The following is a 13,437-nucleotide window of genomic DNA, read 5'->3' as shown; positions in this document are numbered from 1 at the left end:
TGCAAAGGAACTTATTCACTTTAGTTTTGCGTGATTACATTGTAGAAAATCTTACCCATACTTGTGTTGCTTAGTACACATGAATGAAATTTTTTGTCAATGCGTAAGTCCTAATTTAGATAAATACAAACCAAATTTGGGAATACAAACTAAAATATAGCTACCTACCTCATATAAGTAAGGTGGTTAATAATTGCCTGAAGCTTAGCAATGAGGAGAATATTATGAGTTTACCAGTTCAAGTTACATTTTCACTCGCACCGCATATAGCTAAAGGGTTATCAAAGGGAGCGTATGTACTATTTGGAAACATAGTTAGAGGTGATATAACAAAAAACATCCTGGGGATTTTAAGACCAATAACACCAACAGCAAATCAATCATCAAACAATGTGCTTAACTTGATTATTTCTGGTACAACCTTGCTAACGTCAGGAGCAAATATAGCCGTCTCAGCTAAGGGATTTAGCAATGTTAACCATAAATTAGATAAAGGATTCTCTGATGTCAGCCAGCGACTCGATAATATTGAAAATATAATCCAATTATCTGATTGATATATCAATAAAAAAGCGAACCCGAAGGTTCGCCTTCAATCATTCTCTTGGTTTTTAAAAATCCAAATCTAAATCTTTGCTTCTTCTCTCACCAACTTATCCCAACCTAAATCTTTCAAATTATTATTACGGCGTAGGGGACGAGTTACCAATTCTAAAATATCCCGCGCATTGGTAAAGCCGTGAATTTGAGCAAAGGTGAACTCTACAGACCACTTAGTATTAATACCTCTTGCTTCCAGTGGGTTAGCATGAGCCATACCGGTAATGACTAAATCTGGCTTCAAATCATAAATTCGTTGTACTTGGTTATAGTTATCTGGCTTTTCCACCATTTTTGGTAAGGGTACGCCCATTTCTTGACAAGCTTTTTCTAACATTGCCAATTCAGCAGCTTGATAGCGCTTATCCATGTAGGGAATCCCAACTTCCTGAACAGTCATTCCGCAACGTACTAAGAACCGTGCTAATGAGACTTCTAACAAGTTGTCACCCATGAAAAATACCGACTTGCCGCGAATTAATTTTACGTAGTCTTCCAAGCCAGCCCAAATTTGTGCTTCGCGTTCATCCAACCCTTTTGGTGTAATGCCAAACACAGAGCAAATTTTCTCAATCCAAGCGCGAGTTCCATCGGGGCCTATTGGGAAGGGTGCGCCGATGAGTTTGCATTTGCGGCGACGCATTAAGGTTGTGGCTGTACGGCTGAGGAAGGGGTTGACACCAGCAACATAATAGCCTTCTTCCAATACTGGTAATTCTGTAAAGCGCTTGGCGGGTAGCCAACCGGAAACTTTAATACCTTGTTTTTTAAGTTCTAAGGTTAACTGGGTAACAACGGGATCAGGAAGAGAACCAAAGAGAACCAAGGGTGGATGATCTACGTACTCCGATTCTTCTTGAGCGACTAATTCTTTTTTCTTACCGAAATTTAACAGTTTTTGAACCGCATTACGTTCGTTTTTCTCTGCTTCTGCTACGGGGGCTTTATCAGGACAACGATGAGCCATTGCAGCGAGAACGGTATCTTCTCCTTGGGTGAAGGCGTAATCTAGACCGTTAGCACGGGCGACGACAATGGGAATACCAATTTCGCCTTCTAGCTTTGGTGCTAGTCCTTCCAAGTCCATTTTGATGATTTCGGTGGTGCAAGTGCCAATCCACACAATGACGCTGGGATTGCGATCGCGCTTAATTTGTTCGCACAATCTTTTCAATTCCGCATAATCATTTAACTGTGCTGAAATATCCCCTTCTTCCAACTCTGCCATTGCATAGCGGGGTTCCGCGAAAATCATCACCCCCATCGCATTTTGCAGGAAATACCCGCAAGTCTTGGTTCCAATTACCAAAAAGAAGCTATCTTCAATTTTTTGGTATAACCATGCCACGCAGCTGATGGGACAGAAGGTGTGGTAATTGCCGGTTTCACACTCAAAGTTTAAAGCTGTTGGTTCTTGAGCGATGGTCATTTTGCTTTTCTCCCCTTTGTTATTTAACGGCAGGTATTGGGGGGAGTGGTGATTGGGGAGTAGAAAGTGGAGATTATTTCCCTACTGCCTATTCCCTGTTCCCTATTCCCTCTTTTTGGCACATAGCACCAACTACCAATTCCTAGTAATTATGTGTTGGGGAAGAGGCGGGCAATCTCCGATTCATCAAAAACGCCAGCCGGTAATTCTTCACCCAAAAAATCGTTATTATCTTCGCTCTTGTGTAGAGATGTTTCATCACCCCAAACATCTGACAACACATCACTGAAGGCATTCTCATCTGGTGTGTTCAACTCATTGAGAATTTGCTCTTCTAGTTTTTCTGCTGATGCAGTGGCGATATCGAAATTAACGTCACCAAAATCTTCTGTTTCCTGGGCGCTTGTGTGCCGGAACTCGTCTTTTAATTGAGTTCCATTGGTCAAAGAAATATCATCAAGGTCATTGAGGCTGGAAATCGAACCATCAATAATCAGAGTTTGATGCTCAGAATCTAAGCTAAAGCCGTTTGTTTCGGAGGTTGTAAAGGAATCCGCTTCTGTTCGGTCTTCGATTTCGGCCGTTGGCTCATAGTGATGTTTTTCTACCTCAGCTTCGGAACTGGAATAGTTACCCAGAACAATGTCCGGGTCAAAATTCAATTCCAGCACCTCAATTAAGGTATCGGCATCGGGATTCAATTTGGAAAAGGGAAACATTAACTGGGCTAGTTTTGGCTCCAGCGCGTTCACCACTCCCAGGATGAGGTAAGAAGGTGGTCGCTTACCACCATCTGGTGTATAGACTGAATCCACTTCCATGTGGAGTTTAATCCAGTCACGATTGGCTTGGAAAAATTGCAACCACTTCTGTTTAATTGAATCCGTAAAGCTATTAAAGAATGCCATATTGACCCCATCCTGAAAATTCAGATGATTTATACAATCATCAAGTCTAGTTCCTCTTCAGGATTAGGAACCTGTGGTTTACCCGGATTTAAATAAAAATCTGATAATAAAGAAAATAATTCGCGATCGGGGGCATCGTTGGGTACAACACCTTCAGGACGTGCCAAAATCTGATCGGCGATGCTGAGGTAGTAGTCACAAACGTAGTTGAGAGAGGGGTCTGACTCTGCCATTTCAAATAAAGTCTTACCCTTAACGCGGGAAACGCGAATATCTTCGATTAATGGCAGTACTTCCAACACTGGCATTGGCACAGCTTCAACATACTTTTCAATCAAGTCACGCTTGGAAGTACGGTTGCCAATCAATCCGGCTAGACGTAGTGGGTGAGTTCTTGCTTTCTCCCTGACTGAAGCCGCAATCCGATTAGCTGCAAATAAAGCATCGAAACCATTATCGGTGACAATCATGCAGTAATCAGCATAGTTGAGTGGTGCAGCAAAACCGCCACAAACCACGTCACCCAACACATCAAACAAGATGACATCATATTCATCAAAGGCGTTGAGTTCTTTCAGTAGTTTTACGGTTTCCCCTACAACATATCCACCACATCCTGCACCAGCAGGGGGGCCACCAGCTTCCACACAGTCTACACCACCATAGCCTTTGTAGATGACATCTTCTGGCCAAACATCTTCGTAGTGATAGTCTTTTTCTTGGAGCGTATCAATAATAGTCGGAATCAAAAAACCAGTCAGGGTGAAGGTGCTGTCGTGTTTAGGATCGCACCCGATTTGCAGCACTTTCTTGCCGCGTTTAGCTAGGGCGACGGATATATTACAGCTAGTTGTGGATTTGCCTATCCCACCTTTTCCGTAGACTGCTAGTTTCACTGTAGTTTGCCTCTTATCGTTTTTTTATCAAACTTGTGGCTAAAACATTTTCCTTCACCTAGCCTCAGTTGGCGATGTGTGAGGTATGTGAGTTTGATTATTGACGAAACTACAGAGAAAAGAAAGGGGTGGTAAATATTTAAAATAGAGTAATTAAACTCTAAGAGGCTAAATAATTATTTTTTAGGTTTTAAAGTCTTTAAAAAGCAATATTTTGTTTACATATCATTAAATATAATATTTTTTAAACTTAAAAAATAAAAATAGTAACAATAAACAAAAAAACTGGATTTGTTTTGATTCAATAGTTTTTGTATATTTGGGCGAATATGAAAGCTATTGAAAACTGGATTTGAGCTATCTGGAGGCGATCGCCTAACTACCTAGCATAGCTAATAGCCCCTGATGCCTTGATTTAAGAGGGTTTAACGGTGGATGAGTCAGAATAGCTGAATCTAGCGCTGAGTTGGTTAACATAGGCAGGGATCAATGCAAAATTGTTCACCCTCTGGTTGTGCCTGAACCACAATCATCGAGAGGATATTAGCTAAATAAAATGATTTTGTAAAAAAATATTAATTTTGCTGATGAAGCTAGGCTTGACTGGCATCTAAAGGAGTTTCTGATTCTAGAGTGGGGAATAACTTAGACTCCACAGCCTCGATTTCCTGTAAGGATTGCCAGCCGGCTTGCCATTGGAACCCGTCTTGTAATAGCTTGGCGTTCATCCAAAAACGGACATTTGGGTCGCAAGCCGCTACCATCTCGGCATAAACCCATTTACCTTGATTTTTGCGGTTAACTACTTGGAAGTGCCGCCAACCGTCTACTTTTTTCGTTGCTGTCCACTTGGAACCAACTAGATAAGGAAATTTTGGCTTTTTAGTCATTGGTCTAGTCGCTTCTCTACGAGACGCTACGCGAACGCTCCAATTCAAAATACCCTACGGGAAGCTAAAGCTACAAAATTCAAAATTAAAGCCAGCCACCCACAAGGGATTGGGCTTGAACCCCATTGATTATACCGTGAGACAGTATCGATCAAAGAGCGATCGCAGAAGTTTTGAATTTACTGAGATTCTCAAACCAAAGAAGTATATTCATTTGCAAGACAAAACAGTAAGATAATTCAAAATTATCACATCAGTATAAAAGACAAATTAGACGAAAATTTTCCGTACATTAACTATTAGACGTTCGGTACAGCTAGAGATTCACCTTAATTGCGGGACTATTAATTTAACAAAAAAGCACAGCTAATACACAATCTATTGGGCTTAGTTATAAGACTAGCGACATGAAACTTTCAAAGGGAATTAATGTCTAGACGAGACGATTTACATTTTTCTGTGCGCCGCACTCTCGAAAAAGATGGCTGGACGATTACAGATGATCCTTTGATTTTGGTATTGGAGCAAACCCTTTTGAAGGCTGATTTGGGAGCCGAGAAATTTTTCACAGCAGAAAAAGAAGGGTATAAAATTGCCGTTGAAGTTAAAGATTTTGATGCTGTATCCGTTATCAGTGAACTCGAAAAAACAATGGGACAGCTTCAGCTTTATCAATGGGCATTGGCAGAACAGGAGCCAGAGCGTCAATTATACTTAGCCGTGAGCCAAGAGATATATATTAAGCATTTTCAAAAACCGATTTTTCAGTTGGTTGTCAAGCGTAATAAAATTAACTTATTAGTCTATGAACTAAGGCAGGAGGTTATTCTTCAATGGATCAAACATTGAATTATGCAGAGATTCTGAAGAAAACTGTACAAGAAGCAACTATCAACCAACCCCGCTTACAAGCACTTAAACTTTACTCTGTTTGTGATACCGATTCAGGTCATTTTCTGGTTATAGCTACAGGTTGGGATAAACAGCGTTGGATTGATAGCATTCTGTTCCATGCTCGTTTGGTAAAGCATCAAATTATCGTTGAAGAAGATAACTTTGAAGAGAGCTTAACCCAGGTACTTATCGCTAGAGGTGTCAGAAAAGAGGATATTGTGATCCATTTGGAAGCTGCAATCCTATCTTGAGAAGCTTGTCAGAGATATTTACGTTTTAAGGAGACGAACTACGAATTAGCCAAACCAGCTTGAAAAATTCGGTTGGGGGTGAGATTTAATTCAGGAAAAGCTTGGGAGACAATAACATCATTATCTCGAAACTTACTGATTTGATATTCCCCATCAACTAAATTACAGACTGAGATTGTTGGTTGTTTAGGATTACCGATAAAATTACGTCCACCTAAAGCCGCATAATCGACAATCCAGTATTCAGGGATACCCATCTCTTCATAGTCAGCATATTTTAAATAGTAATCGTCCCGCCAGTTGGTTGATACAACCTCAATTACCAAGGGGATTGATGCGCCCAAACTAATGGTAGATGCTTTTTTCCATAACGGTTCATTTATTAGATTTGTCTGATTTAGCACCAACACATCGGGAAAATAGCCAGAATCTTTTTCCAGGGGTCTAACTATAACTTGGTTGGAGATAATAAGAGGAAGGTCTAATCGAGCAAACTCTACTGTTACTTTTTTTGCTATAAAACCCTTTACTTCTTCGTGGTCTCCTACAGGTTGTGCCATTTCAACAATACTTCCATTATGTAGTTCGTAACGTATCCCGGAATTTTCAGGTAGGCGATCGACAAATTCCTCAAAAGTTACTAGCTTGGGTATGGCTTGAGTCATAGCTGATAAAGAATTGCTGCTTTGGAAATATTATCTCTAATCTAGGTCTACTTCGAGTAACTCTACTGATTGGCAACGACTTGATCAAGATGAGGACATTGATTTATCAGGCTGTCCAGAAGTTGCGCCAGAGATGTTTGTCGTGTTATGCGCCTATCTACTTTAGGACTTACGCAGTGATACGAAGAATCAAGGGTTTGGGCGAGGGTATAGGGGTGCAGGGGAGCCAGTTGCGTGGGCGGGTCTCCCGACTTGAGCAAACTGGCGTGTGTAGGTGTTCAAAACCCTTACACCCCTACACCCTCATACCCTTACACCCCTTCTGAGCAAATAACCTCTGTGCGTAAGTCCTGTACTTATTTAGAGGAATTTTTAGTCAATTAACTGCATCTAGTTACTGACTGCTGCAAGAGGGATGAGCAAATAGGGAAGTAATACTACTCTAGTAAGACGTGAAGACCGATCCCGTTGATGGTGCAACTCTCCGTAAAATGACGATATGAGAACAAATTGTTCTATCTGCATTTGAGCATTTAAATTTGGTCGTCCCTCAATCAGCCTATGCAACCAACTAATCCCAACCAATTTACAGAAAAAGCCTGGGAAGCGATCGCCCACACTCCTGAGATTGCTAAACAGCATCAACAGCAGCAGATAGAAAGCGAACACCTGATGAAGGCGCTACTGGAACAAGATGGTTTGGCCAGTGGGATTTTGACCAAAGCAGGTGTGAATTTACAAAAAATTGGCGATCGCACTGAACAATACATCCAGCGCCAACCGAAAGTCTCAGGTAACAGCACTTCAGTCTACCTGGGGCGGAGTTTGGATACACTGTTAGACCGGGCAGAAGCACATCGTAAAGATTTTAAAGACGAATATATTTCTATTGAACATTTATTACTGGCTTACCCTAAAGACGATCGCTTCGGCAAAGGTTTATTCCAAGAATTCGCTTTAGACGAAGGCAAGCTCAAAAATATCATTAAACAAGTTCGTGGGAGCCAAACAGTGACTGACCAAAATCCAGAAGGCAAATACCAATCACTGGAAAAATACGGGCGTGACCTCACAGAAGCAGCCCGGAAAGGTCAACTTGATCCAGTCATTGGGCGGGATGATGAGATTCGGCGTACCATCCAAATTCTGTCTCGCCGCACCAAAAATAACCCTGTGTTGATTGGTGAACCGGGTGTAGGTAAAACAGCGATCGCTGAAGGTTTGGCACAGCGTATTGTTGCTGGTGATGTACCCCAATCCCTCAAAGACCGCAAGCTAATATCCTTAGATATGGGGGCGATGATTGCTGGGGCGAAATTCCGAGGAGAATTTGAAGAACGTCTGAAAGCAGTATTAAAAGAAGTCACCGAATCCGGCGGCAATATAGTTTTATTTATTGATGAAATTCATACTGTTGTCGGTGCGGGTGCAACTCAAGGGGCGATGGATGCCGGTAACTTGTTAAAACCCATGTTGGCGCGGGGTGAATTGCGCTGTATTGGGGCGACAACCTTGGATGAGTACCGCAAATATATCGAAAAAGATGCGGCGCTAGAAAGACGCTTCCAACAGGTTTATGTAGACCAGCCCAGTGTAGAAGATACCATTTCTATTTTGCGTGGGTTGAAGGAAAGGTATGAAGTCCACCACGGGGTAAAAATTTCTGATAGTTCCTTAGTTGCTGCGGCTACATTATCCAGTCGTTATATTAGCGATCGCTTCCTCCCAGATAAAGCCATTGACTTGGTAGACGAAGCCGCCGCTAGACTGAAAATGGAGATTACTTCTAAGCCAGAAGAACTTGACGAAATCGACCGGAAGATTCTGCAATTAGAGATGGAAAAGCTATCTCTGCAAAAAGAAAGTGATGCAGCTTCCCGCGAACGCCTGGAAAGACTAGAAAAAGAATTGGCGGATCTCAAGGAAGAACAAAGAACCCTCAATACTCAATGGCAATCGGAAAAAGATGTCATTAATAAACTTCAGTCTGTGAAGGAAGAGATTGACAAAGTTAACTTAGAAATTCAGCAAGCAGAAAGAGACTACGACCTCAACCGCGCCGCCGAATTGAAGTATGGAAAGTTAACCGACTTGCACCGGAGACTGGAAGCAACAGAACGGGAATTGTCACAAACCCAAGGTACAGGTAAATCCCTGTTGCGAGAGGAAGTAACCGAAGCTGACATTGCGGAAATCATTTCTAAGTGGACAGGAATCCCCATCAGCAAATTAGTGGAATCGGAGAAAGAAAAACTACTGCACTTAGAAGATGAACTCCATCACCGGGTAATTGGACAAGATGAAGCCGTCACAGCCGTAGCCGATGCCATTCAGCGATCGCGTGCTGGTTTGGCTGATCCTAATCGTCCCATTGCTAGTTTTGTGTTCCTGGGGCCGACAGGTGTAGGTAAAACTGAACTGGCGAAGGCGTTAGCGTCATATATGTTCGACACCGAAGAAGCAATGGTGCGGATTGATATGTCGGAATATATGGAGAAACATGCCGTTTCTCGCTTAATTGGTGCGCCTCCAGGGTATGTAGGTTACGAAGAAGGGGGACAACTCACAGAGGCCATCCGTCGCCGTCCTTACGCCGTGATTCTCTTCGACGAAATCGAGAAAGCCCACCCCGACGTATTTAATATTTTCTTGCAAATCCTTGATGATGGTCGCGTTACTGATGCCCAAGGTCATACCGTGGATTTTAAAAACACGATTATTATCATGACCAGCAACATCGGTTCCCAGTATATTCTCGATATAGCTGGGGACAACTCACGCTACGATGAAATGCGCCATCGGGTGATGGAGGCGATGCGAAATAGTTTCCGTCCTGAGTTCCTCAACCGGATTGATGAGGTAATTATCTTCCACGGTTTAGATAAGAAAGAATTGCGGCAAATTGTCCAGTTACAAGTGGAAAGGTTAAAAGCAAGATTAGGCGATCGCAAAATATCTCTGCGACTCTCCGATGCTGCACTAGACTTTTTGGCGGAAGTTGGATATGACCCAGTATTTGGGGCGCGTCCACTGAAGCGGGCGATTCAACGCGAGTTAGAAACGCAAATTGCTAAGGCGATTTTACGCGGCGAATTTAACGATGGGGACACAATTTTTGTCGATGTGCAGAATGAAAGGTTGTCTTTCAGCCGCTTACCTGTTGAGGTGTTTAGCAGTTAATTGAATCCAGATTGGTTGGCGCAAAGGCGCAAAGGCGCGTCTTTGCGTTTTTTTGTAAGTTACTATCAAGCCAATATCCCTACCTTGATGAAACAAGATATTATCTTGATTGGCCCCATTGGAACAGGAAAAAGCACATTGGGTACACTCTTGGCAGAAAAGCTCAATTTGCCTCAGATTTCAATGGATGAATTACGCTATGGCTATTACAAGCGGATTGGTTATGATGAGGCTTTTGCAAAGAAGTTGAGAGCCGAAAAGGGATTTTTAGCAATCTATCAATACTGGAAGCCATTTGAGGCTTATGCAGTGGAAATGTTACTTGCTGAACACAGCAATTGTGTGATTGACTTTGGTGCTGGTCATTCAGTTTATGACGATGCTGCGTTATTTTATCGTGTGCAGAAGGTGCTGGAAACTTACCCGAATGTTGTGTTGGTGCTTCCTTCTCCTGATTTAGATGAGTCAGTTCAGATTATTAAGGAAAGGATGGGCGAGTTCCAGGAAAATGGTGTGGATGTGCATGAATACTTCGTTAAACATTCCTCAAATCTAAACCTAGCAAAAATCGTAGTTTATACGAAAGGTAAAACGCCTGAACAAACAGGCGACGAAATTTTGAGTTTAATTAAAACTAGTTCCTACTAGTACATTGAGGACGATAAATTTATAGTTTTTGGTGAGAAGCGATCGCATCAGTTAGGCGATCGCCTTTCTCATCATCTCAAGCATGGAGATTTGCTTGCTCTTGTAACCAAGGATCTACAGGCTGCCCATCTTTACGACGCAATTCAATTTCTACAGCTATTACCTCCTTGGAACCAGGAGGAGCAGGTTTTTGGTGAAAGATAATGTCATAGTCTAAGGGATTATGATTCCTTTCTTTCAACCACTCATGTACTTTCGTAGTCGCAAAGAAAGATTGACCTTGCTCAAACATCCGAGTAATCTGCATTTGCAGCGTATAGGGATTTATCCGACCCATAATTTACTACCTTGCTTTAAACTTTCTCTATGCAGGCTAGTCACCTATTGAACATACTCTGATGTTAATTGACATAGCAGTATACTGACTATTAATTCATCAAAATGGCAATAAAATTTTTAAGCTGCAATTTATAGATAATAGTCAATCAAAATGATTGGACAAATCAGGGGATAACATACTGTCGTTTTTATCATGATTTTATAATTTTTATCCGTAAAAACTTTATTTATATTGGCTGAGGCTAAATAAAATTACTACAAAAGTTTAATAAGATAGATTTTTTTGGCGAAACGATCTCTAGATTTTTCTCAGTACTATCACTTAGCCCAAAGATAGAATAATAAGATACAAAAAAGTACTAGTCATTTAGTTATCGACTATGACATGATAAAACCACTCGCAACTAACTAGGAAATCTAAAAAGGTTAGGCAGTGAGATATTTCTATCTGTCAAAAATTTTGTCTAACTCCAGTTTTGATCTATTCCTCAGTCTAAGAGATCGCTGATGACTGTTTTTTGCTGCGTTCGTAACTTCAAACAACCTGAGATAGCCATCAACAAATATCATGATGTACAAGTCTTTTCTATCTAAATTTGGGTGTGTTCTAGCTATAGCCGGAACAGTTTTAGTACCTACAACAGCTAAGGCAAATATTACCGGGAACACACAGACCTTAATAGATTGGGATCAGTTAGCAACAGGATGGACTGCACCAACATCAGGTCAAGTTCGCACCTATAGCGCAGGTCAAGGTAGTGTTGACCTAAGTTTTGTTCTGGGTAATAAAACGAGCTTTGCTAGTTTTGGCGGTTCTGGAACCACTCCTGTCATCAGTAGTACTCTTAATGGTAGCGAAGGAGCAGACAATAAAAGTTTGCATATACAGATGGATGCACAAGCAATCGGTTTAGGTCAAGGAGCGAACTCGGTAACGATGAACACTAGTTTCCGAGGCTTTAGCAGTCCCTTGAACGATGTTTCCTTCACGCTATATGACGTTGACATTAGTAGCAATAATACCTGGCAAGACAGAATAATTTTGAAAGGTTTTTCCGGTAATCAGGTAGTTAACCCTATTTTTACCCCACAATTAGCTCAAAACAATACCATTCAAATAGTTGATGCTTACACTATTGATGGTGTTAGATTTGATTCTAATGCGAATAACGGAAATAACGGTAATGTGTTGGTGAAGTTTGCTAGCGCGATCGACCGCTTCGAGTTAGTCTTTACGGATGGTGATGATATAAGCATTAGTAATCCCCAGGCTCACGGTATTGGTATTGGTGACATTACATATACTATTGCTGTGACTCAAAGCGTTCCTGAACCTACCTCAATCTTAGGTCTGTTGGCATTTGGTACATTTGGAGTCAGTTCTGTTTTGAAACGTAAGCAAAACAACGTTTAATTATGAGTTCATTTTTAGGGTAGGACAGTTCCTACCCTTTATTTTTTGAATGTGGAAGTTCGGTAAACCTCATAGTCTCTATTTGGTGATTAGTAGCCACATTCAATCTATATCAAGACGGATTTGCCATAATTGCTAATTACGGTAAGCTCTAATATGTAACCTGTAAAGTAACAGTTAAAATTAAAGCTAAGAAGTAATTGAGGAGCCACCAGGATGCAAGCAACATACGATTCTGATAAACGCAAATTGCTATCATCTCTGTGTCATGGGGCGATTTTCTTTAGTACAGCAATCTTTTCGGTTGGCGTGCCAATTGTTATTAATTTAATATCTGACGATCCAGTAGTTAAAAGCAACGCCAAGGAATCGATCAACTTTCACTTTAATGTTTGGTTCTGGGCTACTGTCATTGGAGTTCCATTAGGAGTTCTATCTTGGCTTACCTTTGGTATTGGCGGGATTTTGTTCTTTCCTATAGTAGCTTTAGGTTTTGCTATCCATTGGGGATTGACAATTTGGGCAATCATACATTGTCTAAGCCAGTCTGATGTACCGTTCCGCTATCCATTTATTTTTAGAGTGTTTTAATGGTGCAGCAAGTTTAAAGTTGGGTGTTAGATTTATAAGTCACTACAAACATTCTCTATTCGACTATTTTAGGTTTGCCATTCCAACTATGGTAAGTCTATTTTTATTCAGAACTTGAACTTAGCACTGTTGCCATTTGAGGAAGTAAAGCCGCAAAAGCTTTACCACGATGGCTGACTGATTTCTTCAATTCTGGTGTCATCTCCGCAAAGGTTAATTGCTTTTCGGGGACATAAAAAACTGGATCATATCCGAAACCACCGTTACCACGGGGTGCATGAAGAATTTCACCACGACAAATACCTTCTGCTTGCAGGGCGATCGCTCCATCAGGAGAGGCGATCGCTACTACACAGACAAACTGTGCTTGTCGGTTAACTTCACTACCTAATTCCTTCAGTAACCGAGAGATTCTTTCTGAATCGGTTTTACCATAACGGGCAGAATACACACCAGGAACACCATTGAGGGCATCTACTTGTAAACCAGAGTCATCTGCGATCGCCCAGTTTCCTGTGGCTTTAGCAACCTCGGAGGCTTTAAGACAAGCATTGGCCGCAAAGGTATCACCTGTCTCTTCAACGTCTAATTCTGCCGGCTTTAGTGTTAATTCCCAATCGGTGTTGGCGAGGTAAGCCTGCATTTCCCGCAACTTACCCGCATTACTTGTAGCTACTACGAGGAGTCTAGTCATTAGTCAACAGTCAACAGTTAACGGTCAACAGTCAACAG

At 41.5% G+C, this 13,437-nt stretch carries 14 protein-coding genes; 7 read left to right on the top strand and 7 right to left on the bottom strand.

Annotated features, from left to right (window positions below; all coding sequences use genetic code 11):
• The first annotated feature begins 224 nt into the window (after positions 1–224).
• Entirely contained in the window at positions 225–557 is a 333-nt protein-coding gene (locus H6G14_RS25745; protein ID WP_190570880.1) for a hypothetical protein, read from the top strand.
• Between the two features lie 68 nt (positions 558–625).
• Here the strand turns inward: H6G14_RS25745 and H6G14_RS25740 are convergent, their stop codons facing one another.
• The 4 genes from H6G14_RS25740 to H6G14_RS25725 form a co-directional block, all read right to left on the bottom strand.
• Complete coding sequence (locus H6G14_RS25740; RefSeq protein ID WP_190570878.1) at positions 626–2,029, bottom strand: ferredoxin:protochlorophyllide reductase (ATP-dependent) subunit N; 1,404 nt, start codon at positions 2,027–2,029, stop codon at positions 626–628.
• A gap of 149 nt (positions 2,030–2,178) precedes the next feature.
• Positions 2,179–2,937: a DUF5331 domain-containing protein gene (locus H6G14_RS25735; RefSeq protein ID WP_190570876.1), complete on the bottom strand. Its 759-nt coding sequence runs from the start codon at positions 2,935–2,937 to the stop codon at positions 2,179–2,181.
• Between the two features lie 29 nt (positions 2,938–2,966).
• Positions 2,967–3,833, bottom strand: a complete 867-nt coding sequence (bchL, locus tag H6G14_RS25730) for a ferredoxin:protochlorophyllide reductase (ATP-dependent) iron-sulfur ATP-binding protein (RefSeq protein ID WP_010999204.1) — start codon at positions 3,831–3,833, stop codon at positions 2,967–2,969.
• Positions 3,834–4,426: 593 nt separating this feature from the next.
• Entirely contained in the window at positions 4,427–4,723 is a 297-nt protein-coding gene (locus H6G14_RS25725; RefSeq protein WP_190570874.1) for a TIGR02450 family Trp-rich protein, read from the bottom strand.
• A gap of 429 nt (positions 4,724–5,152) precedes the next feature.
• Between H6G14_RS25725 and H6G14_RS25720 the strand changes: the two genes are divergently transcribed.
• Positions 5,153–5,572: a XisH family protein gene (locus tag H6G14_RS25720; protein WP_190570873.1), complete on the top strand. Its 420-nt coding sequence runs from the start codon at positions 5,153–5,155 to the stop codon at positions 5,570–5,572.
• Positions 5,557–5,868, top strand: coding sequence for an element excision factor XisI family protein (locus H6G14_RS25715; RefSeq protein ID WP_190570871.1), 312 nt, complete (start codon positions 5,557–5,559; stop codon positions 5,866–5,868). Before H6G14_RS25720 ends, H6G14_RS25715 begins: the two co-directional genes overlap by 16 nt.
• A gap of 38 nt (positions 5,869–5,906) precedes the next feature.
• Here H6G14_RS25715 and H6G14_RS25710 read toward each other — a convergent pair whose 3' ends face one another.
• Positions 5,907–6,533, bottom strand: coding sequence for a Uma2 family endonuclease (locus H6G14_RS25710; protein ID WP_190570869.1), 627 nt, complete (start codon positions 6,531–6,533; stop codon positions 5,907–5,909).
• Positions 6,534–7,094: 561 nt separating this feature from the next.
• Between H6G14_RS25710 and clpB the strand changes: the two genes are divergently transcribed.
• Together clpB and H6G14_RS25700 are read left to right on the top strand one after the other, a co-directional pair.
• Positions 7,095–9,713, top strand: a complete 2,619-nt coding sequence (gene clpB / locus H6G14_RS25705; RefSeq protein ID WP_011319119.1) for an ATP-dependent chaperone ClpB — start codon at positions 7,095–7,097, stop codon at positions 9,711–9,713.
• A complete protein-coding gene (locus H6G14_RS25700; protein WP_242053581.1) occupies positions 9,714–10,361 on the top strand; it encodes a shikimate kinase in 648 nt (215 codons plus the stop codon).
• Positions 10,362–10,437: 76 nt separating this feature from the next.
• Here the strand turns inward: H6G14_RS25700 and H6G14_RS25695 are convergent, their stop codons facing one another.
• Complete coding sequence (locus tag H6G14_RS25695; RefSeq protein WP_010999211.1) at positions 10,438–10,698, bottom strand: hypothetical protein; 261 nt, start codon at positions 10,696–10,698, stop codon at positions 10,438–10,440.
• A 570-nt stretch (positions 10,699–11,268) separates the two neighbouring features.
• Between H6G14_RS25695 and H6G14_RS25690 the strand changes: the two genes are divergently transcribed.
• Together H6G14_RS25690 and H6G14_RS25685 are read left to right on the top strand one after the other, a co-directional pair.
• Positions 11,269–12,114, top strand: coding sequence for a PEP-CTERM sorting domain-containing protein (locus H6G14_RS25690; RefSeq protein WP_199326289.1), 846 nt, complete (start codon positions 11,269–11,271; stop codon positions 12,112–12,114).
• 216 nt (positions 12,115–12,330) lie between these two features.
• Positions 12,331–12,705 (top strand): DUF4870 domain-containing protein, encoded by a 375-nt coding sequence (locus H6G14_RS25685; protein WP_190570867.1) that lies wholly within the window; start codon positions 12,331–12,333, stop codon positions 12,703–12,705.
• A 103-nt stretch (positions 12,706–12,808) separates the two neighbouring features.
• Here H6G14_RS25685 and rdgB read toward each other — a convergent pair whose 3' ends face one another.
• Positions 12,809–13,399 (bottom strand): RdgB/HAM1 family non-canonical purine NTP pyrophosphatase, encoded by a 591-nt coding sequence (gene rdgB / locus H6G14_RS25680; protein ID WP_190570865.1) that lies wholly within the window; start codon positions 13,397–13,399, stop codon positions 12,809–12,811.
• Positions 13,400–13,437: the final 38 nt, after the last annotated feature.

It is taken from the genome of Nostoc parmelioides FACHB-3921 (assembly GCF_014696625.1).
GTDB classification, from domain to species: domain Bacteria; phylum Cyanobacteriota; class Cyanobacteriia; order Cyanobacteriales; family Nostocaceae; genus Trichormus; species Trichormus parmelioides.
This window is presented reverse-complemented; position numbering and strand designations above follow the sequence as displayed.

What these genes read in the sequence shown, in the direction of transcription:
- rdgB (WP_190570865.1), bottom strand. Translation starts at nt 13,399, where the DNA reads ATGACTAGACTCCTCGTAGTAGCTACAAGTAATGCGGGTAAGTTGCGG.
- H6G14_RS25690 (WP_199326289.1), top strand. Translation starts at nt 11,269, where the DNA reads ATGATGTACAAGTCTTTTCTATCTAAATTTGGGTGTGTTCTAGCTATA.
- H6G14_RS25735 (WP_190570876.1), bottom strand. Translation starts at nt 2,937, where the DNA reads ATGGCATTCTTTAATAGCTTTACGGATTCAATTAAACAGAAGTGGTTG.
- H6G14_RS25685 (WP_190570867.1), top strand. Translation starts at nt 12,331, where the DNA reads ATGCAAGCAACATACGATTCTGATAAACGCAAATTGCTATCATCTCTG.
- H6G14_RS25720 (WP_190570873.1), top strand. Translation starts at nt 5,153, where the DNA reads ATGTCTAGACGAGACGATTTACATTTTTCTGTGCGCCGCACTCTCGAA.
- H6G14_RS25745 (WP_190570880.1), top strand. Translation starts at nt 225, where the DNA reads ATGAGTTTACCAGTTCAAGTTACATTTTCACTCGCACCGCATATAGCT.
- H6G14_RS25725 (WP_190570874.1), bottom strand. Translation starts at nt 4,723, where the DNA reads ATGACTAAAAAGCCAAAATTTCCTTATCTAGTTGGTTCCAAGTGGACA.
- clpB (WP_011319119.1), top strand. Translation starts at nt 7,095, where the DNA reads ATGCAACCAACTAATCCCAACCAATTTACAGAAAAAGCCTGGGAAGCG.
- H6G14_RS25715 (WP_190570871.1), top strand. Translation starts at nt 5,557, where the DNA reads ATGGATCAAACATTGAATTATGCAGAGATTCTGAAGAAAACTGTACAA.
- H6G14_RS25740 (WP_190570878.1), bottom strand. Translation starts at nt 2,029, where the DNA reads ATGACCATCGCTCAAGAACCAACAGCTTTAAACTTTGAGTGTGAAACC.
- H6G14_RS25695 (WP_010999211.1), bottom strand. Translation starts at nt 10,698, where the DNA reads ATGGGTCGGATAAATCCCTATACGCTGCAAATGCAGATTACTCGGATG.
- H6G14_RS25710 (WP_190570869.1), bottom strand. Translation starts at nt 6,533, where the DNA reads ATGACTCAAGCCATACCCAAGCTAGTAACTTTTGAGGAATTTGTCGAT.